Source organism: Domibacillus sp. PGB-M46, from assembly GCF_022668875.1.
GTDB lineage: Bacteria > Bacillota > Bacilli > Bacillales > Domibacillaceae > Domibacillus.
This window is the reverse complement of sequence record NZ_JAKGCR010000016.1, coordinates 49,313-76,133: the sequence shown is the minus strand read 5'-3', so window position 1 is coordinate 76,133 and position 26,821 is coordinate 49,313. Positions and strand designations below refer to the sequence as shown.

At 44.6% G+C, this 26,821-nt stretch carries 27 protein-coding genes; 18 read left to right on the top strand and 9 right to left on the bottom strand.

Going from position 1 to position 26,821, the window contains the following annotated elements; translation table 11 throughout:
- The first annotated feature begins 151 nt into the window (after positions 1–151).
- Positions 152–913, top strand: coding sequence for a YwaF family protein (locus L2D08_RS16690; protein ID WP_242235376.1), 762 nt, complete (start codon positions 152–154; stop codon positions 911–913).
- Between the two features lie 63 nt (positions 914–976).
- Here the strand turns inward: L2D08_RS16690 and L2D08_RS16685 are convergent, their stop codons facing one another.
- Together L2D08_RS16685 and L2D08_RS16680 are read right to left on the bottom strand one after the other, a co-directional pair.
- Positions 977–1,864 carry a DMT family transporter gene (locus L2D08_RS16685; RefSeq protein WP_242235374.1) on the bottom strand — a complete coding sequence of 296 codons (888 nt, stop codon included), beginning with the start codon at positions 1,862–1,864 and terminating at the stop codon, positions 977–979.
- Positions 1,864–2,247: a VOC family protein gene (locus L2D08_RS16680; protein WP_242235373.1), complete on the bottom strand. Its 384-nt coding sequence runs from the start codon at positions 2,245–2,247 to the stop codon at positions 1,864–1,866. Before L2D08_RS16680 ends, L2D08_RS16685 begins: the two co-directional genes overlap by 1 nt.
- Before the next feature lie 96 nt (positions 2,248–2,343).
- On the opposite strand from L2D08_RS16680, the gene crcB reads away from it, so the two are divergent.
- The 3 genes from crcB (at position 2,344) to L2D08_RS16665 (ending at position 3,922) form a co-directional block, all read left to right on the top strand.
- Positions 2,344–2,709 (top strand): fluoride efflux transporter CrcB, encoded by a 366-nt coding sequence (gene crcB, locus L2D08_RS16675; RefSeq protein WP_242235372.1) that lies wholly within the window; start codon positions 2,344–2,346, stop codon positions 2,707–2,709.
- The gene (locus L2D08_RS16670; RefSeq protein WP_242235371.1) at positions 2,706–3,017 is read left to right on the top strand and encodes a fluoride efflux transporter FluC; all 312 of its coding nucleotides are present in this window, start codon (positions 2,706–2,708) and stop codon (positions 3,015–3,017) included. The genes crcB and L2D08_RS16670 overlap by 4 nt, the downstream gene beginning before the upstream one ends.
- Positions 3,018–3,097: 80 nt before the next feature.
- The gene (locus L2D08_RS16665) at positions 3,098–3,922 is read left to right on the top strand and encodes an aldo/keto reductase (protein ID WP_242235369.1); all 825 of its coding nucleotides are present in this window, start codon (positions 3,098–3,100) and stop codon (positions 3,920–3,922) included.
- 57 nt (positions 3,923–3,979) lie between these two features.
- Here L2D08_RS16665 and L2D08_RS16660 read toward each other — a convergent pair whose 3' ends face one another.
- The gene (locus tag L2D08_RS16660; RefSeq protein WP_242235367.1) at positions 3,980–4,927 is read right to left on the bottom strand and encodes a LacI family DNA-binding transcriptional regulator; all 948 of its coding nucleotides are present in this window, start codon (positions 4,925–4,927) and stop codon (positions 3,980–3,982) included.
- A gap of 327 nt (positions 4,928–5,254) precedes the next feature.
- On the opposite strand from L2D08_RS16660, the gene L2D08_RS16655 reads away from it, so the two are divergent.
- The 4 genes from L2D08_RS16655 to L2D08_RS16640 all read left to right on the top strand — a co-directional run bounded on the left by L2D08_RS16655 (position 5,255) and on the right by L2D08_RS16640 (position 9,109).
- Positions 5,255–6,019, top strand: a complete 765-nt coding sequence (locus L2D08_RS16655; protein ID WP_242235366.1) for an NUDIX domain-containing protein — start codon at positions 5,255–5,257, stop codon at positions 6,017–6,019.
- A 9-nt stretch (positions 6,020–6,028) separates the two neighbouring features.
- A complete protein-coding gene (locus L2D08_RS16650) occupies positions 6,029–6,589 on the top strand; it encodes a cysteine hydrolase family protein (protein WP_242235365.1) in 561 nt (186 codons plus the stop codon).
- Positions 6,586–8,037, top strand: a complete 1,452-nt coding sequence (locus L2D08_RS16645; RefSeq protein ID WP_242235364.1) for a nicotinate phosphoribosyltransferase — start codon at positions 6,586–6,588, stop codon at positions 8,035–8,037. Before L2D08_RS16650 ends, L2D08_RS16645 begins: the two co-directional genes overlap by 4 nt.
- A gap of 154 nt (positions 8,038–8,191) precedes the next feature.
- Positions 8,192–9,109, top strand: a complete 918-nt coding sequence (locus L2D08_RS16640) for a polyprenyl synthetase family protein (RefSeq protein WP_242235363.1) — start codon at positions 8,192–8,194, stop codon at positions 9,107–9,109.
- A 1-nt stretch (position 9,110) separates the two neighbouring features.
- On the opposite strand, the gene L2D08_RS16635 is transcribed toward L2D08_RS16640, so the two are convergent.
- Positions 9,111–9,269, bottom strand: coding sequence for a hypothetical protein (locus L2D08_RS16635; protein ID WP_242235362.1), 159 nt, complete (start codon positions 9,267–9,269; stop codon positions 9,111–9,113).
- Positions 9,270–9,363: 94 nt separating this feature from the next.
- Here L2D08_RS16635 and L2D08_RS16630 point away from each other — a divergent pair, with 94 nt between their 5' ends.
- Positions 9,364–11,406, top strand: a complete 2,043-nt coding sequence (locus L2D08_RS16630; protein WP_242235360.1) for a sensor histidine kinase — start codon at positions 9,364–9,366, stop codon at positions 11,404–11,406.
- Positions 11,407–11,532: 126 nt separating this feature from the next.
- Positions 11,533–11,781: a response regulator transcription factor gene (locus tag L2D08_RS24510; protein ID WP_375337602.1), complete on the top strand. Its 249-nt coding sequence runs from the start codon at positions 11,533–11,535 to the stop codon at positions 11,779–11,781.
- 78 nt (positions 11,782–11,859) lie between these two features.
- Here the strand turns inward: L2D08_RS24510 and L2D08_RS16625 are convergent, their stop codons facing one another.
- Both L2D08_RS16625 and L2D08_RS16620 read right to left on the bottom strand, forming a co-directional pair.
- Complete coding sequence (locus tag L2D08_RS16625) at positions 11,860–13,479, bottom strand: ATP-binding protein (protein ID WP_242235358.1); 1,620 nt, start codon at positions 13,477–13,479, stop codon at positions 11,860–11,862.
- 114 nt (positions 13,480–13,593) lie between these two features.
- On the bottom strand, positions 13,594–14,571 hold the full coding sequence (locus tag L2D08_RS16620; protein ID WP_255821999.1) for a potassium channel family protein: 978 nt from the start codon (positions 14,569–14,571) through the stop codon (positions 13,594–13,596).
- A gap of 226 nt (positions 14,572–14,797) precedes the next feature.
- Between L2D08_RS16620 and L2D08_RS16615 the strand changes: the two genes are divergently transcribed.
- Positions 14,798–15,331, top strand: coding sequence for a GNAT family N-acetyltransferase (locus L2D08_RS16615; protein ID WP_242235353.1), 534 nt, complete (start codon positions 14,798–14,800; stop codon positions 15,329–15,331).
- Positions 15,332–15,358: 27 nt separating this feature from the next.
- On the opposite strand, the gene L2D08_RS16610 is transcribed toward L2D08_RS16615, so the two are convergent.
- Together L2D08_RS16610 and L2D08_RS16605 are read right to left on the bottom strand one after the other, a co-directional pair.
- Positions 15,359–16,624 (bottom strand): dicarboxylate/amino acid:cation symporter, encoded by a 1,266-nt coding sequence (locus L2D08_RS16610; RefSeq protein WP_242235352.1) that lies wholly within the window; start codon positions 16,622–16,624, stop codon positions 15,359–15,361.
- Positions 16,625–16,756: 132 nt separating this feature from the next.
- Positions 16,757–17,812 (bottom strand): DctP family TRAP transporter solute-binding subunit, encoded by a 1,056-nt coding sequence (locus L2D08_RS16605; protein WP_242235350.1) that lies wholly within the window; start codon positions 17,810–17,812, stop codon positions 16,757–16,759.
- Between the two features lie 121 nt (positions 17,813–17,933).
- On the opposite strand from L2D08_RS16605, the gene L2D08_RS16600 reads away from it, so the two are divergent.
- The 6 genes from L2D08_RS16600 (at position 17,934) to L2D08_RS16575 (ending at position 24,954) form a co-directional block, all read left to right on the top strand.
- The gene (locus L2D08_RS16600) at positions 17,934–19,538 is read left to right on the top strand and encodes an ATP-binding protein (protein WP_242235349.1); all 1,605 of its coding nucleotides are present in this window, start codon (positions 17,934–17,936) and stop codon (positions 19,536–19,538) included.
- On the top strand, positions 19,535–20,209 hold the full coding sequence (locus L2D08_RS16595) for a response regulator (RefSeq protein ID WP_309241392.1): 675 nt from the start codon (positions 19,535–19,537) through the stop codon (positions 20,207–20,209). The genes L2D08_RS16600 and L2D08_RS16595 overlap by 4 nt, the downstream gene beginning before the upstream one ends.
- A gap of 67 nt (positions 20,210–20,276) precedes the next feature.
- Positions 20,277–21,227, top strand: a complete 951-nt coding sequence (locus tag L2D08_RS16590) for a bile acid:sodium symporter family protein (RefSeq protein ID WP_242235347.1) — start codon at positions 20,277–20,279, stop codon at positions 21,225–21,227.
- The gene (gene dcuS / locus L2D08_RS16585) at positions 21,224–22,801 is read left to right on the top strand and encodes a DcuS/MalK family sensor histidine kinase (protein WP_242235345.1); all 1,578 of its coding nucleotides are present in this window, start codon (positions 21,224–21,226) and stop codon (positions 22,799–22,801) included. Before L2D08_RS16590 ends, dcuS begins: the two co-directional genes overlap by 4 nt.
- On the top strand, positions 22,798–23,502 hold the full coding sequence (locus L2D08_RS16580) for a response regulator (protein WP_242235343.1): 705 nt from the start codon (positions 22,798–22,800) through the stop codon (positions 23,500–23,502). Before dcuS ends, L2D08_RS16580 begins: the two co-directional genes overlap by 4 nt.
- A 117-nt stretch (positions 23,503–23,619) precedes the next feature.
- Positions 23,620–24,954 (top strand): 2-hydroxycarboxylate transporter family protein, encoded by a 1,335-nt coding sequence (locus L2D08_RS16575; protein WP_242235342.1) that lies wholly within the window; start codon positions 23,620–23,622, stop codon positions 24,952–24,954.
- Between the two features lie 39 nt (positions 24,955–24,993).
- On the opposite strand, the gene L2D08_RS16570 is transcribed toward L2D08_RS16575, so the two are convergent.
- Entirely contained in the window at positions 24,994–25,218 is a 225-nt protein-coding gene (locus tag L2D08_RS16570; protein ID WP_242235341.1) for a histidine kinase, read from the bottom strand.
- A gap of 167 nt (positions 25,219–25,385) precedes the next feature.
- Here L2D08_RS16570 and L2D08_RS16565 point away from each other — a divergent pair, with 167 nt between their 5' ends.
- Positions 25,386–26,795 (top strand): DHA2 family efflux MFS transporter permease subunit, encoded by a 1,410-nt coding sequence (locus L2D08_RS16565; protein ID WP_242235340.1) that lies wholly within the window; start codon positions 25,386–25,388, stop codon positions 26,793–26,795.
- The last annotated feature ends 26 nt before the right edge of the window (positions 26,796–26,821 follow it).

Sequence of the window (26,821 nt, the reverse complement as noted above, 5' to 3'; positions counted from 1 at the left end):
TACGGATTCATAAGATTTTCAATAGACAGTAGATATTTGGGCATGATAAAGAAGTTTCTTTCATAGAAATAAAACAAACAGAAAGAGAAATTACAAAAAAAGGATTTAGCAGCTGATGTATGATACACTCATTAAAAAAGGAGGCGTAGCGATGGGCTGGTTCGGCGGGAGCTATCAAAATTATGACTTCACGATGTTTTCAGGAAGCCATTTTATTGTTGTGGCAGCCGTTAGTGCAGCACTGGCCGGATTATACGTCTTTCGCCAGCAGCTGGGCAGATTGGTCGGGAGAAAGATGGAAATAGGTACAGCTTTCTTCTTATTATTAATAGAAGCCGTTTATCATGTCTGGATGGTTACCACAAACAGCTGGAAGCTGAGTCACGCTATTCCGCTGGAGCTGTGCAGCATCAGCTTATTTTTGGCGGTTCTGCTCCTTGTAACAAAACAAAAAGGCATTTATGACATTTTACTATTTACCGGTTTACTTGGAGCTTCACAGGCGTTATTAACTCCTTATTTGAATTTTGACTTTCCGCATTTCCGTTTTTTTCACTTTTTCACGGTGCATGCTTTTCTACTAATTGTTCCTCTTTACTTTACCTGGGTAAAAGAATACAGGCCGACGCTTTATTCGGTTGGGAAAACATTGCTGTTTTTAAACTTGCTCATACCGCCTGTAATGGTGATTAATAAGTGGACGGGCGGAAATTATCTTTATTTAAGCCACAAGCCGTCAAGCGCCAGTTTGCTGGATTTGCTTGGACCTTACCCGTGGTATATTGTATCTCTTGAAGCGCTGGCACTTATGCTCAGTCTGCTGATTTGGGTGCTGTTTCGCGAAAAGCCATCAGGCCATCAAGCGGAAGGGATGTTTCGGCGTAAAACAGCAAAAAGAGCAGAATCGTCTTGATCTGATCTTAGAGGAAAGACAAAATAAGAAAGCGGGCGTTTGCGCATAGCAAAAAGAGCGGAATCATCCTGATCCGCTCTTTTTGCTATGCGCAGGCTGCTGTTTTAATAGAAAGAAAAAAACACCTGCTAAAATAAAAATGCCGCCTGTTATCTGCCAGCCCGTCAGCCGTTCGTTCAGCAGGAGAACAGCGAGCAGGGTGGCGCCGACTGGTTCACCGAGAATGCTCATTGAAATCGTTGTGGCATTCACGTAATTCATAAGCCAGTTATTAATGACATGGGCAATCGTCGGAACAATCGCAAGAAGAAGAAAAATACCCCATTCGTGTTTGCTGTAGCCGGTTATCTGCGTACTGGCTGCTAAGTTGTAAAGACACAGAAAAAGGGCAGCAAAAGAAAAAACACAAAAGCTGTAAATCCAATGAGATACTTTGCGCACGGTCTGCTGGCCAATGAGCAGATAACCGACAACGGCAATGACGCTTAAAAAAGAAAGCAAGTCCCCCAAAATAGCCTCCCTGCTTAATCCGAAGTCACCCCAGCCAATCATTACTGCGCCAATAATAGCAATGCCCATCGTAGCAAGAGCTGCGGCATTTGTTCGTTCCCGAAACAGCAAAAAGCCGCCCGCCAGCGAGACAAGCGGCTGCAGAGCTAAAATAATCGTCGAGCTGGCAACAGTGGTCAGCTTTAACGAGCCGAACCACAGCACAAAATGAAAAGCCAAAAACAATCCGGAGAGAATTAAAAGCATCCAGTCTTTTCTTTGGATACGCTCAAACTCGGATCTTTTTCTCCATACAATGGGCAGTAAGAAAAAGCTGGCCAGAATCATGCGGTACATACTTAAAATAGAGGCGGGGGCATCTGACCATTTAACAAAAATCGCTGAAAAGGAGATAGCGACAATCGCAATAAAGAGGGGAAGCCCGATCGATCTGTTTGCCATTACCGCTCAAACAGCTCAATCCACTCGCCGTCTGGTCCGTAGAAAAAGACATATTTTGCTCCGTTTGGAAGTGTTGTAACAGCTTCGTCAACAAAAACAACGTTATGTTCCTTTACACGAGCGATTTCTTCTTCGACATTATCGACCGTAAAGGCGATGTGGTGCACCTTTCCTTCTGCCGGCAGATTTGGATTATAGCCTTCGATGATTTCAATTAACGTTTCATCTGACTGCTTAAAGCCGAGAAACGCAATGCGGAGATTTGGATCGGGATGACCCTGCTTCTCAAGAAGCTCAAGCCCGAGAACTTTTGTGTAAAAATCAATTGTTGCTTCTAAATCCTTTACTTGAATACCGACGTGTTCTAATTTTGAAATACCCATATGTATACCTCCTTTTTTCTCCATTATCCCCCTGCCTTGACAAATACGCCAGCAAAAATAAAGATAAAAGAAAAGCAAATAGAGAGAAGGATCTTTTTGATTTATATATGGATTGGACTAGGGGGCGTTATGGGTGCACTGCTGCGATATAGTGTATCGGCCGTAATAGACCACGGAGCGGCTGGCGTTTTTCCGATTGCGACTCTTTTGGTGAATTGCCTTGGCTGTTTTTTGCTTCCGTTTTTAAACGAAAAAGTAAAAGACCGTATTCCGGTACCGATACAAAAAGCTGTTACAGCCGGAGTTATCGGCTCCTTTACAACGTTTTCTGCTTTTAGCGTAGAAGTTATAATGCTCATCGAAGCAGGAAGGGCAGCTTCAGCTCTTTTGTACATAGGTTTAAGCATAGGCGGCGGGCTTCTGTTTGTACGCCTCGGCCGTAAAGGAGCGAAAGCAGTATGATACTGGTCGCGATTGGTGGTTTTTTCGGGGCGATAGCCCGTTTTTGGCTGAGCGGCCGGTTCAACAGTACGGCTTTTCCGTTTGGAACTTTGGGTGTCAATGTACTTGGTGCCTTTTTGCTTGGGCTGCTTATAGGCAGCGGGGCAGGAGAGAGCGCTCGTTTACTGTTTGGCACAGGGTTTCTTGGCGCCTTTACTACCTTTTCAACATGGCTTTTTGAAGCGGAGCAAATGAAAATGAAAAAAGCTTTTCTTTATATATTCCTTACATGTGCGGCCGGTTTTTTTGGTGCATGGCTTCACTTGTAAGTCGTTTCAAAGGAAATCCATATAAAGGATATGCTATACTTTCAACGTGAATAATTTATTTGATGAAGGGATGCGGAAACATGCAATTTGTAACGTTAAACAACGGACTCAAAATGCCACAGCTTGGCTATGGTGTATGGCAGGTTGAAGATGAACAGGCAACACCAGCCGTTTTAAAAGCGATCGAAACAGGCTACCGCTCTATTGACACAGCTGCTGTCTACGGAAACGAACGCGGCGTTGGCAAAGCAATCAAGGAGTGCGGTGTACCCCGTGAGGAGTTGTTTATCACCACAAAAGTGTGGAACTCGGACCAAGGTTATGATGCTACGCTAAAAGCATTTGATGCGAGCCTTGAGAAGCTGGGCCTTGATTATGTGGATTTATATTTGATCCATTGGCCGATGCCGCAGGAAGACACATATGTGGAAACCTACAAAGCGCTTGAAAAGCTGTATGCAGATGGACGTGTAAAAGCAATCGGTGTCTGCAATTTTGATATCGACCACCTGCAGCGCCTGCTGGATGAGTGCGATGTAAAACCGGTTGTAAACCAGGTGGAATGCCACCCGCACCTCGTTCAAAAAGAACTTAAAGCGTTCTGTAAGAAGCATGACATCTACGTGGAAGCGTGGAGTCCGCTTATGCAGGGCGGCGTTGTGCTTGAAAACAATATTGTAAAAGAAATTGCTGAAAAGCACGGTAAAACTCCGGCACAAGTTATTTTGCGCTGGCATTTGCAGAATGACTCGATCGTCATTCCAAAATCTGTTACACCATCTCGTATCGAAGAAAACTTCAATGTGTTTGACTTCGAACTTACACAGGAAGAAATCGATCAAATTACGGCTCTTGACCGTGGTGAGCGTACAGGCCCGGTGCCAGCAGAGTTTAACCGTAAATAATGGGTATAAGAACATTAAAAAAAGACCAGCAGATTCAACTGCCGGTCTTTTTTATGTTTACACACTGTCTCGTTCAATTAAGCGAAAGGGCACTTCTTCGTGGGAATTGTTGGGAGAAATAACCTGTTGAAATGCTGTTTCCCCGAGCAGATGCAGCGGCAATTCAATGGTTGTAATGCCGAGTGCACCAGCAATGGGGTGATTATCAAAGCCGATAAGAGCCGCATCCTCCGGCACAGAAAAGCCAAGCCGCCTGCATTGGAGCAAAAAACCGGCTGCCACGAAATCGTTTGTAATCACCATGGCCTCAGGCCGCTCGGAAAGCCCTGCCCATTCGCCGGCGATTCTGATGCCGTCATCAATGGTGAGTGCCTGGTTAAATACCCAGCCTCGCTTTGCCTTGCCATACTGTTCTTCATACGCCTGCTTTCTTGCCAGGCTGCTTTTTCCCTCCGTCCGCAAAAGGGTGTAACCAACTTTCTGATGACCTTTTTTCTTTAAGAAAGACAGAGCGGCCTGAAATGCTTTGTACTGGTCGACAAATACAGAAGAAAGGCCCGGGTCAGCCAGTGCCTCGCACAAAACAATTTGTCCGTATTCACTGTAATCCTTCACGATATCAACAGGACACTCCCGTGAAACGATAATCACTCCGTCAACTTGTTTTCTCTTCAGCATATCCAGCGCCTCTATTTCCTGGCTCACCTGATAATTGCTTTGCGTAATCATCAGCTTGTAGTCGCTTTTTTCGGCAGCTGAAGCAATTCCGCTTAAAATCACACCGAAATAAGGATGGCTGACAAATGGAAGAATCACCCCGATGATCTTTGTTTTCCCTAGTGAAAGGTGAACAGCATTAATGTTTTTCACGTAACGAAGCCGCTCGGCTGCTTCAAGGACTGCCTTTCTTTTTTCCTCTTTTACGTAAGGGTAGTTATTTAACACTCTTGAAACCGTAGCGGCAGAAACACCAGCCATTCGAGCGATATCATGAATATTGCCCATCTTTCTCCCTCTTCCGAAAAAATACTTGTTCTGAAACGCGTTTCATCCTTTACATTGTAAAAAAGAAGGGAAGGTGTGGCAATGATGTGGGGGATTTTATCTATAATCTTTTTGTGTACAGTAGAACTTTTATTAGCGGGTGCGGCAGTAAAGGAACGGGAAAAGCATTCTTATTGGGAATAACACGGTTTTGGTTAACGAATGGAAGGGAAGGAAATCACTAATGAAAAGAATTCGGCTTTAAAAGCCGGATGTTTCTTGCCAAATAGAAATACCTTTTATATAATTAGTAATTATATAACTAATAATTAGAAAGGAGGCGGAGCAATGACATGCTATGACTCCTCCAAATACCGGACACCAGACGGTTATACAGCAGACATCGCGATCTTTACCATTTTATCAAAAAAAAGAGAAGAAAAAGCGCCTCCTGACATGAAGCTTTACATGATGCTTATTCAGCGCGCGGCAACAGACAGTGAAGGAAATCCCAATATCGAAGCTTTAAAGTGGGCAGTTCCTGGCGGGTTTATCCAGCCGGAAGAAACAGGCATCCAAGCTGCGCGCCGGGAACTGCTAGAAGAAACAGGCATTAGCGGTCTTCATATGCGTCATTTTGGCGTATACGATACACCAGGACGCGATCCGCGCGGCTGGATCCTTTCAAATGCCTTTTATGCCATTGTGCCGGAAGCGGTTCTTGTAAACCGGTCAGCGTCAGATGATGCGGCGGACGTACAGCTGTTTCCGATTGAAGAAGTGCTGAATCTAGACCTGGCTTTTGATCACAGGCAGATTGTTCAGGACGCGCTTGAATTGATCCGGTCAGACATGCTGAGAACAACACTGGCGAAAAACTTTTTGCCGAAGGAATTTACACTTTCTGAATTGCAGCGGGTGCTTCTGACCGTAACGGATGATGCGAAAATCACTTCTGATCCGGTTTTCTTCGCTCGTGCACCGAAGCTTCCATTTTTAGAGCTGGCACTGGATGAAGACGGACAGCCGAAAAAAACAACCCGTCACTCGTACCGGCCGTCCCGATTGTATACTTTTAATGATTTAGATGTAATTGAATCCATTTACGGATAAGAAAGGCGGATGTGTATGAAAGCATTGCTGAATATTGATTATACGTATGATTTTGTTGCAGATGATGGAAAATTAACGTGTGGAAAGCCAGGCCAGGCCCTTGAAGGAGCAATTGTCGATATAACAGAACAATTTATCCAAAACGGCGACTATGTTGTTTTTGCAATTGACGTGCATGATGAACGCGACCCTTATCACCCGGAAACAGGGCTGTTCCCGCCGCATAATATTCGCGGTACGAAAGGGCGTGACCTGTATGGTTCTCTTCAATCCGTATACGATCAAAACAAAGGCCGGGATAACGTCTATTACATGGATAAAACGCGTTATTCTGCTTTTGCCGGAACAGACCTTGATATGAAATTAAAAGCGCGGGGAATTACAGAGGTGCATCTTGTCGGCGTATGTACAGATATATGTATTTTGCATACAGCAGTGGATGCGTACAATAAAGGATACAAAATTGTTGTATATGATCACGCGGTAGCGTCTTTTAACCAGGCAGGCCATGAATGGGCACTTGGGCATTTTGTCGATACACTTGGCGCCAAAAGGAGGAAAGAATTATGATGAAGCATCCAGATGACAGCTTTATGCTTCATACCGATTTGTATCAAATTAATATGGCGGAAACGTATTGGAGAGACGGCATTCACGACCGGAGTGCGGTTTTTGATCTTTATTTTCGCCGGCTTCCGTTTGGAAACGGCTATGGCGTTTTCGCTGGTCTCGAGCGCATTATTTCGTTTATCCAAAAATTTGGCTTCACAGACAGCGATATCGACTATTTGCGTAAACTTGGCTACGGAGAAGATTATTTAGCTTTTTTAAAGAATATGAAGTTTACGGGAACGATCCGTTCCATGCAGGAAGGAGAAATCGTTTTTGGAAACGAGCCTATTATGCGGATCGAAGCCCCGCTTGCGCAGGCGCAACTGCTTGAAACACTGCTTTTAAATGTAGTGAACTACCAGACCCTTATTGCAACGAAAGCATCGCGTATGATGCAGGTTGTAGGTGGGGGAACGGCACTTGAATTCGGAACACGGCGGGCGCAGGAAACCGATGCCGCTATCTGGGGAGCGCGGGCGGCTTATCTAACTGGTTTTTCGGGCACCAGTAATGTGCGGGCAGGCAAACTGTTCGACATTCCGGTATCCGGAACGCATGCCCATGCTATGGTGCAGGCGTACCAGGATGAATATACAGCATTTACAAAATACGCTGAGACGCATGAGGATTGTGTATTTCTGGTCGATACATATGACACGCTGCGTTCTGGTGTACCGAATGCAATCCGAGTTGCCAAGGAATTTGGTGATGCCATCAACTTTATTGGTATCCGTCTTGACAGCGGCGACCTTGCGTATTTATCTAAAAAAGCCCGCACGATGCTTGATGAAGCGGGCTTCCCGGATGCGAAAATTATCGCTTCCAATGATCTTGATGAAGAAACGATCATGAGCTTGAATGCACAGGGTGCAAAAATTGATGTATGGGGCATCGGCACAAAGCTGATTACCGCTTTTGACCAGCCGGCCCTTGGCGCCGTGTTTAAGCTTGTTGCAATTGAGAACAATCAAGGAGAAATGGTGGATACCATTAAAATATCCGGCAACCCGGAAAAAGTGACAACACCGGGGAAAAAGAACGTTTATCGTATTATTAACAATGCAAATGGAAAAGCCGAAGGAGATTATATCGCACTCCAGGAGGAAAAGCCGCAGGAAGAAAAAAAGCTGAAAATGTTTCATCCTGTTCACACGTATATCAGCAAATTTGTCACTGATTTTACCGCTGTTGATCTGCATAAAGATGTTTTTGTAAACGGAAAGTTTATGTACCATCAGCCGTCGCTTGCCGATATACGAGAACATGTGAAAAAGGGGTTATCGGTTTTATGGGATGAATACAAGCGTCCCATTAATCCAGAACAGTACCCGGTCGATTTAAGTCCAGCCTGCTGGGAGCATAAAATGAAGAAAATTGAAGAAATGATGCCGCCATCCGCGCGTTAAGAAAAAGCCTGCTCTTAAGCAGGTTTTTTTTTAGTAGTACATTTTAAGCAGGAGGCAGCGTGCGTATTGTGAATGTTTGGCTGGTATCCTGTGTCAATGAGTGTTTCTTTTTACCTATTAACTGGTAAGATTAATAGAAAAGGAGCAAAGGTACATGACAAACAACCTGATGAATATTGCTTGTGAGTATATTCGTACATATTTTAAAGAAACCGCTTTGCAGGAGAAAACACTTGTGTATGTAAGATACACGTTTAATAAAACCGGTTTTTTTGCGAAGCTGTCCGGTCTTCATTATGACGTTTTCTGGCAAAAAAAGAACACGGGAGAAAAAGAGCAGCTTATGGTGATTGTCGAGCTGCTTTTTTTAGCACTCGACATTATGGATGATATTCAAGACGGAGACGGCCATGAACATCCATGGGGAGAGGTGGGGACCCCACAAAATTTAAATATATTGACGGGATTACTGATGATTTGCTTTTTAGAAGTAAACCGTTTGCAAATGGACGAAACGATTAAGGGCAGGGTTCTTCATATGATTCAATCCAACGTAGTCAAAGCGATCAACGGCCAGGCAGTTGATTTGCAAAATCGCTTAGAAACCGAAGAAGACTACTTGAGCATGGTATCTATGAAATCCGGCTCTTTGATCGAAATAGCCTGCCTGCTCGGAGCGGGAGAGGTAAAGCCTTCTATCGAAAAAGAAATGAAGGTGTATGCCCATTATCTCGGCATTGTCGAGCAGCTTCGAAATGATGTGTATGATCTGTTTCAGCCGGAGAAAAAAAGTGATCTGTGTTATAAGAAAAAAACATTGCCCGTGCTGTTTTGTTTAAACAGCGAACAGTCAAAATACGAAGCAGTAAAAAGATATTACGAGAGTGGAAGAGAGGAGCCATCAACAGAAGAAGAAAGGGCTGCGGTGCAGTCGCTGCTTATTGAAGGGGATGCCCTTTCCTATTGCAGTGTAATCGAAAAGCTGTATCTTTATAAAATTCGAACCTCTGTCGCCCGGATGCCAATCAGTGAAAAACAAAAGAAGCAATTAATGGCGGGTCTATTTCCATAACTTATCTCCATCCTTGAGGATGAATAGGCTGATGCTCAATAGATTCAAAGATAACGGCTAGTTCTGACTCCGAATAGGGTTCGAGCAGACGGCGTTCCTCTTCGCTCCAATCCGAAAGCGATGGTTTTGCCAGCAGCAGCTCGACTAGTTTCATTGCCATATTTTTCTTTCACCTCCTTTATTGGTGTATAATGATATATATTACAAAAAAATGCAAGAATCGTCACTTATTAAGCAATATGGGGAGAAAACATATGTTAAAACATTATTGGCAGCTGGTTGTTGCTTTTGCTGTTTACATTGTAAGTCACGCTTATCTTATGATAAAAATGGCGGCAGAGAAACAAAGCTTTTCATCGGATATGGTCGATTTATACATACCTGGCTTTTTTTCACTGCTGTCCCTTATTTTAATTGCACCGATTATCCGCAAGCAAACGAAATCCGCCCGCCGGTTTATTTTATTCCTGCTTGCAGTGTCCCTCAGCTTGTTTGCTTCTAAAGAGTCTGGTGAAGGAGATCCTGTATCCGTCACCATCTTAACGGTTGCTTTTCAACTGGCTGCTCTTTATTTTCTTCTCTTTGTAGAAGTGATTTTAAAGGAAAAAAAGCTTGATCTCGGTTCTCTATCTGCGTGGCTGTCCGTATTCAGGTGGGTAACACTTTTGTTTATCGGGTTTAATGTTGGCAATTATTCTGCATCGTGGGTCCCATCTTATGTAGTGAATAACAGTATGCTCGTTCATTTTAGTTTTTCTATTTTTGCTGCTTTAGGTATCATCGCCTGGCAATACAGTCGGACAGAAAACATGGAGCACAAAAGCTTTTTGAAGTGGATGATGATTGTGCCGGCTATTGCATTTGTCCCTTTTATTGTGATTTATGTTCTTCCATATGTGGTGGCAGGAGTGGATGGGCTGGATCGAATCGCCGTCTTTTCTCTTTTTGCACTTCCATATGGCTATACACGCCTTTTGATGAACCGGCAGCTGTTTGATTTCGATTTTGTCCTCAGCCGTTTTTTCTACTACAGCGTGCAATCCGCTATTCCGGCTTTTTTACTGGCAGTGATCATATACAGCGTCGCGGGGAAGTTCATCATTCCTTTTGCTGCTGCTCTCTTGATCATGGCTCTTTCTTTTTTAATGAAAGAGCAGTTTGATTTTTTTATTCGAAACAGCTTGTTTCAAGATCGAAAAAATATGGTGCAGGGCATTGAGATTCTAGCAGGGAAGCTGTCGGCTGTCATGAAAACGGATGAGCTGGAGCGCATGTTTGCACTGGAAGTTCTTCATGCCCTGAATCCGTCTGCCTTATTTATTACCGAAAAAAGAAACGGAGAGTGGCTGATTCGGCACGCAGAAGGAACGGTTCCGGCTGTACCATCAGAAGCGCAGCGCCTGTTAATGGCAAGAGACCGTGAAAAAGGGCTCCTGGTTCATCAGCAGTGGCTTGGCATTCAGCTGTTTGAGCGGTCAGAGCAAAATATTTATCTATGGATGGGTCCAAAAAAAAACGGATTAAGGTGGAATATCAGTGAAAAAGCATGGCTGCTTGCTGGAGTTCCCTATGTCCGGCTCGTAGCCGATAATCTGCAGGTGGCCCAAAAGAAAATGGAGGAATTAGAGGTGCAGGCGATGGATCACTCACCGGGCACGATTCGGCTTCTTTTAGCGATTTCTGAAAAAGAAAGACGGAGGCTCGCCGCTGATCTCCACGACTCAGTGCTCCAGGAGCAGTTCGTTGCACAGCGGAAATTAGAGCGCCTCGCCCGGTCAGAGCATCTGAAAGATACGCTTTTAAAAGATGTAAAAGAGATTCAGAGGGACATGAAACAAGTGACTCGCCATATTCGGGAAACGTGCCAGGAGCTGCGTCCGGTTTTTCTTCAGGAGGAAGGGCTGCGCGGTACATTAGAGGAGCTGTTTTCCCGGTTTAAGCTAACATCCGATATTTATTTGCAATGTGATATTGATCTGCCGTCCCATTACAGGTCGGATCAGGACAAAGAACTTGCTGTTTACCGGATTGTGCAGGAGCTTTTGAATAATGCCCGCAAGCATTCAAAAGCATCCCGTTTGTCTATTTCCGTGTGGGAGGAAAGCGAAACCTTATTTTTGGATTATCTGGATAATGGGATTGGGTTTGACATGAGCTGTATGGATGAGCAGGGAAACCAGATGGGGATATCCGGGGTAAAGGAGAGAGTGGCCATGCTTTCAGGGTATGTAGAGTGGGTGACATCGCCCAACAGCGGTGTGCAGGTTCAAATGACACTGCCGGGGTGGAGAGAATGACACGAATGCTGCTGCTGGATGACCATCAAATGGTCGGGCTGGAACCAAAAAGCATGATTGAAGCGTATTCGGGTTTTTAAGTCATATATGTATGCGATCATCAAACAGCTATTGAGATGAGCGAAGCTGTCATTAAAACAAAGCAGCAGCCGGTCAAATCAAAAGCAGGATAGCTCTTATACACTAACAGAACAAGAGCTTCAACTGCTAACGGCTCTGGCAGGCGGAAAGAAAAACGAGGAGCTGGCAGAACAATTTTTTACAAGCAGCCGGACGAGTGAGTACTGGTTGTCCAAGCTATTAAACAAAATGCAGGCACAAACAGCGTCTCAAGCTGTTACTGAAGCGGTTCGACACAATCTTATTAGTCTTTAATTTGCGCGCTTTCTTGATGGAAGCGTGTTTTTCTTTTGAAAAAATAAAAGACCTGTCCTGCAGGCCTTTTGTCATTCATTATTCGTTTTGCTTGAGTGTTTCTTCTTTTTTGACTGGAAAACGAAGCGTAATCGTTGTTCCTTTTCCTTTTGTGCTTTGTATGTCAATGGAGCCGCCGTGCTGTTTTAAAATACGCTGTGTAACCATAAGGCCAAGCCCTGTTCCGTCTTTTTTTGTTGTGTAAAAAGGAGTACCCAGTTGTCCGAGCTGTTCATTCGTCATGCCGACGCCTTTATCAGACACCACTGCTACAGCTTCTCCCTGTACGTTCATATGAACGTCAACCGAAAGGGTTCCTCCGCCCGGCATGGCGTCCATGCTATTTTTAAACAAGTTAATAAACACTTGCTTCAGCTGGTTTCCATCTCCATATATAAAAACAGGAGAGGGATCATCAAAGCATTTTTCAATCTGCACATTGCTCATGCTCGCCTGCGGCTGTGATAGGGCAATCGTATCATGAAGAATCTGTATTAAGTTTTGTTCGCCGAAACAAGTGGCCTGCGGCTTTGATAGAATAAGAAACTCGCTAATAATCAAGTTAATTCGGTCAATTTCCTCCAAAACGAGATTGAAATGCTCCTGGTCGAAAAACGATGGCCTCAGCAGCTGAATAAAGCCCCGAATTGTTGTTAAAGGATTACGGATTTCATGGGCAGCACTGGCAGCCATTTGACCGACAGCAGCGAGTTTTTCAGTGTTAAGCAGCATCTGTTCTGTTTCTTTTCGCTGGGTAATGTCACGGAGCTGCGCGAAGGCACCGGCCAGTGTATCTGTTTGATCGAAAATCGGCAGCGCATCCAGCAAGTACGTTGTTTCACGGCCTGATGTGCTTTTAAATGTTCTTTCAATGTCTGTAGAAGAAAGTCCGTTTGACAGCGCCTGCTCAAGATAATCGCCAACGAATGGGCAGTCCGCAGCCGTCTCGGAGAGCAGTGACTGTTTATCCTGCTTCACCATCCGTTCTGCCGCCTTGTTAACGTTAATAATATTGCCTTCCTTGTCAGAGACAATCAAGCCGCTCGTAGTAGTCTCCATAATAAGCTCATTCAGGAGGCGCAGATTCTCATTTTGCTTCATTAACTGAAGTTCACGCTCGATGGATTCCTTCATTGTCATAAGCAATGATAGAAAGAGAGGGTGGGCAAAATCAACAGCCGTCATAAATGAAAGTGTGCCGATTTCTTCATTTTGAGTTCTGTTCCAAATAGGGATGCTGTAGCACGCAGCATTATGCAGATAATGATGATAATGCTGCGAGCCGACTATACCGACTGGCTGCTGGTAATCCAGCGCCAGGCTGACAGAATTAATACCATTGTACTCATTTGTCATTTGAACTCCGTTTTGAATTCCCAGCTTCATAACCATTTCTTTAATGCTGCTGTCCCCAATCATATGAAGAATGTAGCCATGCTTATCCGTTGCTGTTGCAAGAATAGGAATGCCAGGCAGCGAAGCAATAAATTTATCAAAAAAGTACGTAACCGCATGAATGAATTCAGCGTGTTGGCGCTGTCTTGCCGCTAATGCCTCTGCATCTAATATATGTTTAAAAGAAGGAATGCTTTTTGGATCAAGTCCCCTCGCTGCACATTCCTTTTTTAATGTATCAAAACAAATATTGTTTTGCTTCATTTGTTGTTATCTCCTCGCTATTTTCCTTCATATTCCCATCTATTTCTATTATAAACGAAACAGGCCTATAGGGAAGGAGGGAAGAAGAAAACTCGTTCAGGGAAAATATTTTTCTTAAAGCCTGTGATACGCTTGTTCATTGCAGATGATAAATAATGGAGCATGTTGAGAAATATACTCGCCCAGTTTTTCCATAATAGAGAGGTCACGGCGGCTGGCGACAAGAAGAATCCCTTTTTCACCTAACGCCTGCTTAGCTTCACGATACGTCTGCCAGCCAAATGTATTTTCAATCCGGTAAAGATTGTATCCATCACTGCATGTTAACGGACGGATAATCTCACTGGATCCGTTAAACGAAATGAAACGTACAGCTAAATGAGCTGCTGTATTATTTGGCGTAATAAACTCTTCTACATTCGCATGTGAAAAAGCGGGCAGGTTAGCTGAATTCGCCACTTCGCAAATCATGTACACATTTTGCTCCTGTCTTTGAGCAGCAGCTTCAATACTTGAAGCGGTCAATAGAGTCAGGCCGTCTGCCGTCGAGGCATTCGGCGCATGATCCGGTGAAAAAATCATAATAGATTTAGCTTTTAAAAAGTTTGCCTGCCGCAGCGTTTGCTCAGAAGCTGGAGCCCCTTTAACAAAATCGACACGTTCATGGAGGAAAGACGTTTTCGCTTCTGTTTCATCTATAATAACGATGCAGATGTCGGGAAAGGTGTCGAGCAGTTCTAGTAAAGTAATCCGTGCCCGGTTCGTCCAATTAATCAATATAATGTGCTGTTCACGTGTAATCGTCAATCGTCCTTCCTCCTTCAATCGTTTTTGCGCACTAAGTGTGTCAATGGCTTTTCCGATCAATACGGTCATGAGGCCAATGCCGAATACGTACAGCAGCATGGCAAAAACCTTACCAGAAACAGATACTGGCAATAAGTCACCGCAGCCGACTGCCGTAACGGTTGTCATCGTCCACCATAGTCCGTCAAAAGGGGAAGTGAACGTTTCAGGTTCTATATAATACATAAAAAAGCTGCTGAACAGCACAGGGGACATGCTGGCGAAAAAAGGTGTCCAGCTGCCCATGCGCATGGCTTTAAAGAAAAGTCTTCGAAAAAAATCATCTCCAGGTTCCTCTTTTCAGAGTAAATCTTCTGTATAAGATACGAGTGGAAATAGGGCGGAATACTATAAATCGTGTATTTCGCCAGTAATCGAGGGTATTCCTCCAAATTCGGTCTATTAACCGATTTACATTTCGGCCAATTGCCGGTATTTTGAACATAATCCATGAAAGCGGGAGGGTGAGAATATGCTGTTTCGAAAAGGAAAGCTGTCTGTCCGAGAGCTGGAAGACAGAGATGAAGGCCGGCTTGTTAAATGGTTATCGGATCTGGTCGTACTGGAATTTTACGAAGGCAGAGACAACCCGTTTGATGCGGAAAAAGTCCGGAAAGAATTTTACACAGACGAAGAGGGACTGGTTCGCGGTATCATTGAATTTGATCAAAATGAGATCGGTTACATTCAATATTATCCACTTGGAGAAGAAGAAAGAGCGTTATATGGCTATGAAGCAGATGAAGTGGTTTATGGAACAGACCAGATGATTGGAGAAGTACATTATTGGAACAAGGGTGTTGGCAAAGTACTTGTTAAAGCACTAGTAGAGCATTTGATCCGTACGAAACAGGCACAAAAAGTGGTGATGGATCCGCAGGAGTGGAATGTGCGGGCGATCCGCTGCTATGAAAAATGCGGGTTCCGGAAAGTGAAGCTGCTGCCAGAGCGGGAATGGCACGAAGGAAAACACCGTAATTGCTGGCTGTTGGAATATAAAAAATAAAAAGTGGAGCCAGAGGGCCCCGCTTTTTTAATTGATCATTTTATTTGGCGGCGGTGTTATAGTAAGGTCAGCCGGCGGATGAAATTCATTTTCCATCTTAGATACTACAACCGTTGCTACGCCATTTCCGATTAAATTTGTAATAGCGCGTGCTTCAGACATAAAGCGGTCTACACCAAGAAGAAGGGCGATGCCTTCCACCGGAATCATTGGGAAAGCTGCCAGTGTAGCGGCTAGTGTAATAAATCCAGAGCCTGTTACGCCGGCTGCGCCTTTAGAAGTCAGCATCAATACGCCAAGCAGTGTCAGCTCCTGCCAAATCGTTAAATCTACTCCGTAAGCCTGGGCGATAAAGATCGCGGCCATAGAAAGGTAGATTGAAGTGCCATCCAGGTTAAACGAGTAGCCAGTTGGCACAACCAGCCCGACAACCGGCTTTGAACAGCCGTAGTCTTCAAGCTTTTTCATTAGCTTTGGCAGGGCAGATTCAGAAGAAGATGTTCCAAGAACAAGTAAAATTTCCTCTTTAATATACGCGATAAATTTAAAAATGTTGAATCCGTAGAATTTGGCAATACCGCCTAAGATGACGATAACGAAAAGAGCACATGTAATGTACACACCCAGCATTAGCTGGCCAAGTGACACGAGAGACCCAAGCCCAAATTTTCCAATTGTGTAAGCCATCGCTCCGAATGCAGCGATCGGAGAAACCTTCATAATCATGTTGACGATTCCAAAGAAAATATCTGTTAAGCGTTCAAACAAGTCTACAACCGGTTTGCCGCGCTCTCCAAGAGCGGCGAGTGAAAGGCCGAAGAAGATTGCAAAGAATAAGATTGGCAGTAATTCGCCGCCTGCAAGAGCAGCCATTGCGTTGTCAGGTACGATTCCAAGAACAAAATCCATAAAGCTGTGACTGGATTCTTCTGCTCCTTTTGTATATTCAGAAATATCACCGCCATCTACAGAACCAGTATTAAAACCTGAACCCGGCTGAAGAAGGTTGACGACTAGGATACCGATTGCTAAAGCGAAAGTGGTTACGATTTCAAAATACAAAAGGGCTTTTCCGCCGATCCGGCCGACTTTCTTTAAATCACCCATGCTGCCGATTCCAATGACAACTGTGAGGAAGATAATCGGTGCGATGACCATTTTAATCATTTTAATAAAAATGTCCGCCAGTACTTTCAACTGCTCCCCGAAAGCAGGAAAAGCCAAGCCTACCGCGATCCCTAAAAGAATACCGATGATAACACGAACCGTTAAGTTATTTAACGCTTTCTTCATATGAAAACCTCCTTTAATGAATTTGATAGCGTTTTCATTTCCTTGATAAAATCATATCAGACTCCAACAGGAATAAATATTTTTGGTTTTAATGGTTTTTTTGGTCTTTTTGGTCAAAAAAAGAACGCTTATTCAGCGTTCTTCATCAGGAGGAAATTGAATTCGTTTGATTAAGTCAGAGCCGACTTCGGTTTCAACCTGTTGATACAAAGGGTTGAAAAGACGAAGCCACTTTTTCTGCTGTTCGGCTGTCAAAGAATGAATAGTAATCGGAGAAGTCCGCTTAATTTCTTTGAACTGCTCCGCATTCATCTGGCCTGCTTTTTTCATATTCCACTCGGTCGTTTCGTTCATGGCTTCCGTGATCTTTTCCTGAATTTCTTTTGGAAGCTCGTCCCAGAATTCCAGATTAATCATGACTGCGTAACCAAGATAGCCATGGTTGCTGATCGTCAAATGCTTTTGTACTTTGTAAAGCCGTTTAGAATAAATATTGGAAATCGTGTTTTCCTGCCCGTCAATTTGTCCGGATTCAAGTGCCTGATACACATCGTTGAACGGCATAACGGCAGTATCCGCCTTCAAAAGACGAAACTGTTCTGCGATAATTGGGCCTGGCATCACACGAAATGTCTGGCCTCGAAAATCATCCGGCTCAAGCAGCGCATTTTGGCTGCTGGTCATCTGCTTAAATCCGTTCACCCAAAAGCCAAGCCCCTTCACCTGCGGATCCTGGATCATCGAAAGAAGTTCTTTGCCCGTTTGTCCGGTAAATACCGCTGCCGCTTGGCTTTCACGCTTGAAAATAAACGGAAGGTCGAGTACCTTCCATTGGGGAACGGTATCAATCAGCTTCGGGAATGAAGCCGCTATCATTTCTACTTTTCCGTTTTGCAGCGCTTCATATTCATTATCATCCGAATAAAGAATGCCGTTCGGATAAATTTCAACTTTCACCTGGCCTTTTGTTTTTTCTTCTACCAGATCGGCAAATTTCCGAACTGTCAATCCTTTTGGTGTGTTTTCCGCTACTACATGCGAAAAGCGAATCGTAATGCTTGTCCCAAGCTTTTCCTGTTCATCATCATATGAAAGCAATTGTGTTTTGGCGGCTTCATTATACTGGTAAAAATAGTAGCCGGTCAGTATAAGGAGAGTAAAAAGGCAGAAGCTGATGTATTTGGCCATAGGCACCACCTGTTTTAAACATCTTTTTTCTTATCATATCACGTTTTGACCGTCCGGCTTGTTTTCTTTAACATGGTAAAATACATATACACGAGAATCTTTTAGAATGGCGGCGTTATGAATGGTACGTATTCCAATTCAGTGGAAAATAACAGGGCTGATCATATTTATACTCCTTTTCTCTTTTTTTGCACTTGGCATTGCCCTAACCGGCAATTACCTTCAAACGAGAGAGAGCGAGCTGCGGGACCGGGCCATTTTAACGGCGCGCACAGTCGCTGAACTGCCTGGTGTACCAGGCGAACTCGCTTCGTCGGGCAGTGTCACAAAAGAAGCGGTGGAGGCAGTGGAAGAACTGCGGGTGATTAATGGAGCGGATTATATCATTATTTTAAACATGAACCGTATCAGGCTTACTCATCCGATCAACAGCCAGATTGGTAAAGTATCGGAAGGGGAAGATGAAGGGCCCGCTTTTGCTGAGCATGCGTATGTATCAAGAGGAAAAGGTGAAGCGGGTACGATGATCCGGGCTTTTGTGCCAATCATGGATACATCACACAATCAAGTTGGCGTTGTAATCGCAGGATACAAACTGCCAGAAATTGTAGATATGCTGCTGTCTGTAAAAAAAGAGATATTCATTGCGACTGGTGTCGCATTGTTTATTGCCCTGTGGGGAGCGTATATGATGGCAAGGGACATCAAGCGGCAGATGTTTCAGCTTGAGCCGCATGAAATTGCGCAGCTCGTTGTAGAAAGAACTGAAGCATTCAATGCGATGCATGAAGGAATCATCGCAATTGACAGGGATGAACAGATCACGATCTTTAATCATAAAGCAAAAGAAATGCTGGGTATCAGTGGAGAAGTGATCGGCCGCAAGATCAGGGACGTGCTTCCGGACACCTACTTGCCGGAAATTCTTATGCTGGACCGTCCCATTTTAAATAAGCAGCTGCATATAAGCGATAGAGTCATTGTCTCCAATCGGATTCCCATTCGGGTAAAAAACGTTGCCGTTGGGGCCATTGCCATCTTTCAGGACCGAACACAGGTCACAAAGCTTGCGGAAGAGCTGACCGGAGTGAAGGCTTTTGTGAGTGCCCTGCGTGTGCAAAATCATGAGCATATGAACAAGCTTCACACGATTGCCGGCTTGATTCAGCTCGGGAACCGGGAAAAAGCGCTGGAGTATGTGTTTCAAGTATCGGAGGAGCAGGAAGAGCTAACCCGCTTTTTAACAAAGAACATCCGCGATGACAGCGTGTCGGGGCTGCTGCTCAGCAAAGTAAGCCGGGGAAAAGAGCTTGGGGTTCAGGTGACCATTGACCGAAACAGCGCACTGTATACGTTTCCGCCCCACATGGATCATCATGATTTTGTACTCATACTTGGTAATTTAATTGAAAATGCTTTTGACTCGTTTGAGGATCCTAAAGAAGACAATGAAATTTATGTAAGTATTCAGCAAACAAGTGATATTGTTTCGCTTTTAGTTGAAGACAACGGATCGGGGATCAAGGAAGAAGATCAGCCATTCATCTTTAAACAGGGATTTTCAACGAAAGCGCATACAGGAAGGGGAATTGGCCTGCATTTAGTGAGCGAAATCACCGCTAAAGGAAGCGGGCGCATTCATATTGAGTCTGCGCCGGGTGAAGGAACAACTTTTTCTCTTGTATTTCCAATGAAGCCAAAAAAGGATAGGGGGACTGAAATGTGATCAAAGTGCTGCTTATTGAAGATGATTTAATGGTTCAGGAAGTAAACAAGGAGTTTATTAACAAAGTAGACGGATTTGAGGTAATCGGCATTGCGGGCAACGGAAGAGAAGGAATGGAGCTGATCCGCCGCTTGTCTCCGGATCTTATTATTATTGATTTATATATGCCGTTAATGGGCGGGCTAGAGACACTTCATTTACTGCGGCAGGAAAACATTCAAGTAGACGTAATCGTGATCACGGCCGCAAGTGATATAGATACCGTCCGCCAGGTGATACAGCATGGCGCATTTGATTATATTATGAAGCCGTTTAAATTTGAGAGGATGAAGCAGGCACTTGAACATTATCAATCTGTTCAAAATCGATTAAGTGAAAAAGGAAGAATCAGCCAGGAAGAGCTCGACAGCCTTTTGTTTCAAAAAGCAGGCGGACCGGATGAAGCGGAGCAGCTTCCGAAAGGGCTGAATGCTGTTACATTGCAAAAAATTGTTTCACACCTGCAGAAAACGGACCAGCCTTTGTCAGCGGAAGAAGTCGCGGAGGGAGTCGGCGCTGCCCGGGTTACCGTGCGCCGCTACTTAGATTATTTAGAGAAAAGCGGAAAGGTAAAAATTAATATTCAATACGGCGTGATTGGCCGGCCTATCAACCGTTATAAGCTGGCATAACCTAATGCGCCGAATTCTTTTCATAATGATACAATAGAAGCAAACAAAAAGAATGGAGTTCCTTTGTATGCTTCGAGTAATGAACATGTTTTTAACGCGGTGGATGCCGCTTTTAACACCCGTGAGTGTTCTTGCCGGCGTTTTATTAGCGGAATGGATTCACTCATGGGTTTTTATTGTGCCATGGGTCTTTGCTTTTATGACGTTTACTGGCAGTTTAAATTCAAATTTCCGGATGCTGCATCATACAATGACTCATCCGTTTCCTGTTTTTCTGGCGCTTGTGATTCTTCATATGATTACGCCGCTGTTTGCCTGGACAGCCGGACATCTATTATTTCCTGATGATCCGCTGATTGTTACAGGCTTTACACTGGCGCTTGTGATTCCGACTGGGATTACAAGTGTGATCTGGGTAACGATGTACCGGGGCAGTGTACCGCTTGCACTTGTAATTATTTTACTTGATACGATTCTGTCACCCATTGTTGTGCCGTTCAGCATGTCTGTGCTGGCCGGAAGTAAAGTGGAAATGGATGTTTTCGAGATGATGAGCGGGCTGTTTTGGATGATTGTGCTGCCGTCTTTGCTTGGCATGCTCGTGAACGAGTGGGTAAAATCAGAAAAAGCAAGCCAGATCAGCCAGACGCTGTCGCCTTTTTCAAAGTTGTCGCTTCCACTGGTTATTGCGATTAACAGTGCTGTGGTCGCCCCTTATTTACGTGATATTGATTTGAAATTTGTTCAGATTCTCACGACTATTTTATTTGTCGTGTTGTGCGGCTATCTGCTTTCCTGGGCCCTTGCCGTGGCGTGCAGACAGCCGCATGAAACCATTGTGACGCTTATTTACACAGGCGGTATGCGCAACATCAGCGCAGGCGCTGTCATCGCCGTTAACTTTTTTCCGCCGCAGGCAGCAGTGCCGGTTGTGGTATGCATGCTCTTTCAGCAAATGCTGGCGGCATTTCATGGGTTTCTGCTTAAAAGAGTGTACCCTAGGGAGGTCAGGGCGTGAGAAAAGGAAGATGGAAGCTGCAGACCGTTATTATTGCTTTTGTTTGTGCAGTCGTTGCTTTTTCTCTGCTTGTCACAGATATTTTAGTTACAAAAACCGTTACCGATTCCGTTGAAGCAGGACAAGCAGAAAAAGCGCAAAATGCATCGCGCATGGTGGCGCATACGCCGCTTGTCACTCAGGCGCTTACGGGAGCACGAAGCGAAGAGGACATTCAGGCCTTTGCTAGCGATATCCGCAGGGAAACCGGTGTTCAGTTTGTTGTTGTCATGGATATGAATGGGATACGCAAGTCACATCCAGACCCTGACAAAATCGGCCAGCCCTTTACTGGCGGCGATGAGGAACACGTACTCGCTGGTGAGGAATATGTGTCTACAGCTGAAGGGACACTGGGACCCTCTGTCCGCTCGTTTACCCCTGTCTTCGATCCAGGTGGAAAACAAGTTGGAGCAGTGGCCGTCGGCATTTCATTAGAAAGTGTTCAAAATGCGGTTGCCAGCAGCCGAAATAATATTTTGGCAGGAACAGCTGCTGGTATTTTGGCTGGTATTCTCGGCGCTGTACTGCTGGCTCGTTACATCAAAAAAGTGCTGCTTGGCCTAGAGCCTTTTGCGATTGCCCGGCTCGTTGAAGAACGTGATGCCATCCTTCAATCCGTGCATGAAGGCATTATTGCAGTAGACCGCGATTCGGCGATTACGCTCATGAACAGGGCAGCCATGTCCCTTTTTAAAGAGGGGAAAACAGAATCGATTCCTCTTCATTCTCTGCAGCGCGTAATGGAAACAGAGCAGCAGGAAATTGACAAGGAGCAGCGGATCAATGGGGTTGAGCTTCTCGTAAACAGCGTACCGATTCACGTGGATGGAATGCTTGCCGGAGCAGTTGCTACATACCGTGATAAAACAGAAGTGAAACTGCTCGCTGAGCAGCTGACAGGAGTTCGTTTATACGCAGACGCCCTTCGGGCACAGACACATGAATTCATGAACAAGCTTCATGTAATCCTGGGAATGGTTCAAATGAAGTCGTATGAGGAGCTTGCCTTGTTTATTCAAGAGACGGTTGATTTTAAAAGCAATGAGATTCAAATGATGACAGAAAAAATAAAAGATCCGGTACTTGCCGGCTTTCTCGTCGGCAAGCTAAGCTATGCGCGTGAAGCAGGTGCTTCTTTACACCTGAAAAGCGATTTTCCTATTCCGCAGCCGGAAGATCCAGCGCTTACACATGATTTGATTACGGTCGTTGGCAATTTAATTGATAATGCGATCGACGCGGTACAAAAAAGCCAGAAAAAAATCATTCATGTTGCGTTCAGCTATGGAGATGATATTCTAACAGTCGAAGTCGCCGACTCCGGTACCGGCATTGAAGAAGAAAAACAGCATCTCTTATTTGAAAAAGGGTTTTCGACGAAAGGAACCGGCCGCGGGATTGGACTGTCACTAGTGCAAGATATTCTTGCCCAGCGGGACGGTGAGTTTGATTTGTTATCAGAACCAGGAAAAGGAACAAAATTAACCGTTTATATACCATTCCAGGAGAAAGGAGAGGAAAGGAAAGCATGATACGCGTTTTATTAGTAGAAGACGAACAGCGGGTGGCTGCTCTGCACGCAAAGTATGTAGAAAGCATCAGCGGTTTTTCACTGGCCGCATCGGCTGGAACCGTGGAAGAAGCTATTTCGGTTATAGAAAACCAGGAAATTGACCTTATTCTGCTCGATATTTTCATGCCGGGTCCACACGGATTATCATTGCTTACGTATATAAGAGAAAAGGAAAAAGAAATAGATGTAATCGTCATATCTGCTGCTTCCGATATGGAACGGGTACAAAAAGCGATTCGCTATGGCGCAGTTGATTATTTAATTAAACCGTTTCAATTTGACCGGTTTGAAGAAGCATTAAAAGAATATCGTGATAAACGAGCATTTATGACACAATCCCGCCAGGTCAGCCAGGAAGAATTGGACCGCCAGCTGCTTGGCAGGGGAGAACAGGATATGCCGAAGGATATTCCAAAAGGGCTGACAAAAGCTACACTCAATCAAGTGTGGGAAGAGATTCAAAAAATAGAGGATGCTTTTTCGACAGAAGATATGGTTAAAAGGGTTGGCATTTCCGGTGTGTCTGCACGCAAGTATTTAAAGTTTCTCGCAGATATCGAAGTGCTTGATGTAAGGGTGGTTTATGGCACGGTAGGACGCCCGGTTTATCAGCATACACGCAACCTTTCCAAGGAGTATATAATGAAAAACTTTCTGTAAGCAGTTTGAAACTGCTTACTTTTTTTAATTAAAAAACAATTTAAAAAAATAAATAATATATGATAACGCTTTAATTCCGGATAAGATGAAGCAAGAAATAAACAGGAGGTTATCACCATGGGAGCAGAACGAAAATTGGAAACGTTTCCTTCGAACGAGCAAAAGCCATCTTTTTTTCAAAAATTAAATAGTATTACTGTAGGACCAGTTCCACTGCCGCTTTATGTGGTGCTGGCTGCTGTGATTTATGCAGCGTCTGTATACAATCAGCTGCCGCCGGACATGATTGGCGGGTTTGCCGTTATTATGATTATGGGTATGCTGATGGGCGATCTTGGAATGAAAATTCCCATTTTAAAAGACATTGGCGGTCCAGCCATTTTAGCACTTCTTGTTCCATCTATTTTAGTTTTCTTTGATTTAATTAACCCTAGCGCCACAGAAGCTGTTACAACGCTTATGAAAACATCGAACTTTTTATATTTATATATTTCGGTGCTTGTTGCCGGAAGTATTCTTGGGATGAACCGCAAAGTATTGATCCAAGGGTTTACACGCATGTTTATCCCGCTTGTATTAGGGACGCTGGCATCGGTTGTGGCAGGCTGCCTTGTCGGCATGCTGTTTGGCTACAGCATTAAGCATACATTCTTTTATATTGTTGTGCCAATTATTGGCGGCGGTATTGGCGAAGGTATTCTGCCGTTGTCGCTCGCTTACGCGCAAATTTCTGGCGGTGCAGCTGAATCATTTGTTTCTCAAATGATCCCTGCAGCAGTAATCGGAAATATCGTCGCCGTTGTATGTGCCGGCCTTATGATGCGTCTTGGAGAGAAAAAACCCGAATTAACAGGAAACGGTGTCCTTGTTAAATCAAAAGAAGGGGACCAGATCTCCTCAGAAACAACGATTAACAAACCAGTTGATTTCTCGTTAATGGGTGCGGGACTGTTAATTGCGTGCAGTTTCTTTATCTTCGGAAGCTTTGCCCACTTGTTTCTTGGTATTCCGGGACCTGTATTGATGATTGTCGGGGCAACGTTAGTAAAAGTCTTTCAGGTTATGCCGGCACGAATGGAACAAGGCGCTTATCACTTGTACAAATTCGTTTCAACAAGCTTAACATGGCCTTTAATGGTCGGTCTTGGCATGCTGTACATTCCGCTTGAGGATGTAGTGAAAATTGTAACACCGGCTTACGTGATCGTATGTGCAGCCGTTGTTATTTCAATGGTTGCAACAGGCTACTTTGTCGGAAAGTTCATGAAAATGCATCCAATTGATGCAGCAATCGTAACAGGCTGCCACAGCGGTCTTGGCGGAACGGGTGACGTCGCGATTCTCTCAGCTTCAAATCGTATGTCACTGATGCCATTCGCGCAGGTAGCAACACGCTTAGGCGGCGCCTCTACGGTTATTTTAGCGACATTGCTAATGAAAATGTTTGGTTAAGAAAAGAAAAACGCTTGTCTCAATCGAGACAAGCGTTTTTTACTTTTTTCTTCTGTTTTGGCGATCCCGGTGGGCGGCAGCCAGCTCTTCTGCATCACCTTTCAGTAAGAAAAATGAAATTACACCGGAAAAAAGGGCCGCCCCCGCTGAAATAAGCAGGCGGGTATCACGTGCAATCATCGCATAATCCTTGTTTAACATCCAGGTGGCAATGGAAAAAACAATCACCATAACAGGAACGACGAAAATAAATCGCTTCAGCATTCTGGCCGCGTCCTTTCCGCTTTTTTCTTAGTGTAGCATATTCTTTTCCAAAAAAGCGGGCCGCACTGAGCTAAAGCAGAGGAGGAAAAGCCCGCCTAACATTTCGTGACACGAAGTTTTTTTGTTATAATAGTGGAGTAGAATAAATAGAAATCGGGTGTAAAAACGTGGAAGGAAAAAAGGAGACGGCCTTTTGGTCGATTATTTTTGCAGTTTTCTTCGGCAATTTTTTAGCTGTGATGAATACTTCTACCGTAAATGTAGCTGTCCCGGCGTTTATGAATCAATTTCATGCGGATCTGCCGGCAGCACAATGGACGGTAACAGGGTTTATGCTGGCAGCCGGAGCAGTAGCGCCGGCGGCAGGCTGGTTCGGTGCGCGCTTTGGCTTTAAGCGTGTGTATTTGGCTGCACTTATTGGCTTTTTTGTCTGTTCGCTGATCAGTGTATTTGCCTGGAGTATTGAAAGCTTGATTGTGCTGCGTATTCTACAGGGGATATTCAGCGGAATGATTATGCCGTCAACGATGACACTTGTTTATAAAACGATTGAAAGAAAAAAACAGGCATACGGTATCAGCTTATGGAGTTTATCTGCCGTACTTGCTCCAGCTCTTGGCCCGGTACTGGCCGGCTTTTTTATCGATGCCGCGGGCTGGCCGGCGCTGTTTTATCTAAACCTTCCAATTGCAGCGGCAGCTATCTGGGCAGCTATGGTATTTATTCCCGGGACCGATGCAGGAGCGAAAATGCCGTTTGATCTGCCGGGGCTCCTTTTATCTTTTATCGGCAGTATTCTTCTTTTAACCGCTTTTGCTGAAGGGGAGTCATGGGGGTTTATGAGTGCAAAAACGCTCGGCGTTGCCGGAATCGCACTCCTTTTGCTGTTTTTATTTGTACGGCGTGAGCTCCGTGTCCAGTTTCCGCTGCTGAACTTTGAAGTGCTGAGGCACCGCCGTTATGCTTACAGTCTTTTGCTTAGTGCCGTCATGTCTGTTGGGCTCTACGCAGGGGCATTTCTCGTGCCGATTTTCCTGCAAAGCTCACTTGGATTTGGCGCCCTTGAAACAGGACTAATTATGATGCCCGGTGCGCTCGTGATGGCCCTGTTTACACCGGTAACCGGCAGGCTGTATGACAAAACAGGACCGGCGCCTCTTATATTATCAGGCCTTGTCATTATGATTATGGGCAGTTATATGATGGGGAATCTGGATATCGGGACAACGATCGCTTATGTCATCATCTGGACATCGGTGCGCTATCTTGGAATCGCTCTTTGTAATATGCCTATCACTAATGCAGGCATGTCCGCCATCCCAGTGGAGATTGCCGGGTATGCCTCTGCACTCAATAATTGGGCGCGCCAGTCGATTGCTTCTTTGTCTATCGCTTTGTTCTCAGCTCTGCTTGCTTTTCGTTCTTCGATTTATGCAGGAGAAGGAACCGAGGCTCACGCTTCTTCTGCTATGGCAGCAGGGGATGTGTTTGTATACTCGCTCGTTCCGCTTGTAGTAGCATTGCCGCTGTCATTTTTATTAAAAGAAAAACGCGCTTTGGCTGAGAAAAGAGGCTAGTTATTGGAACAGCTGAAAAACGAGAG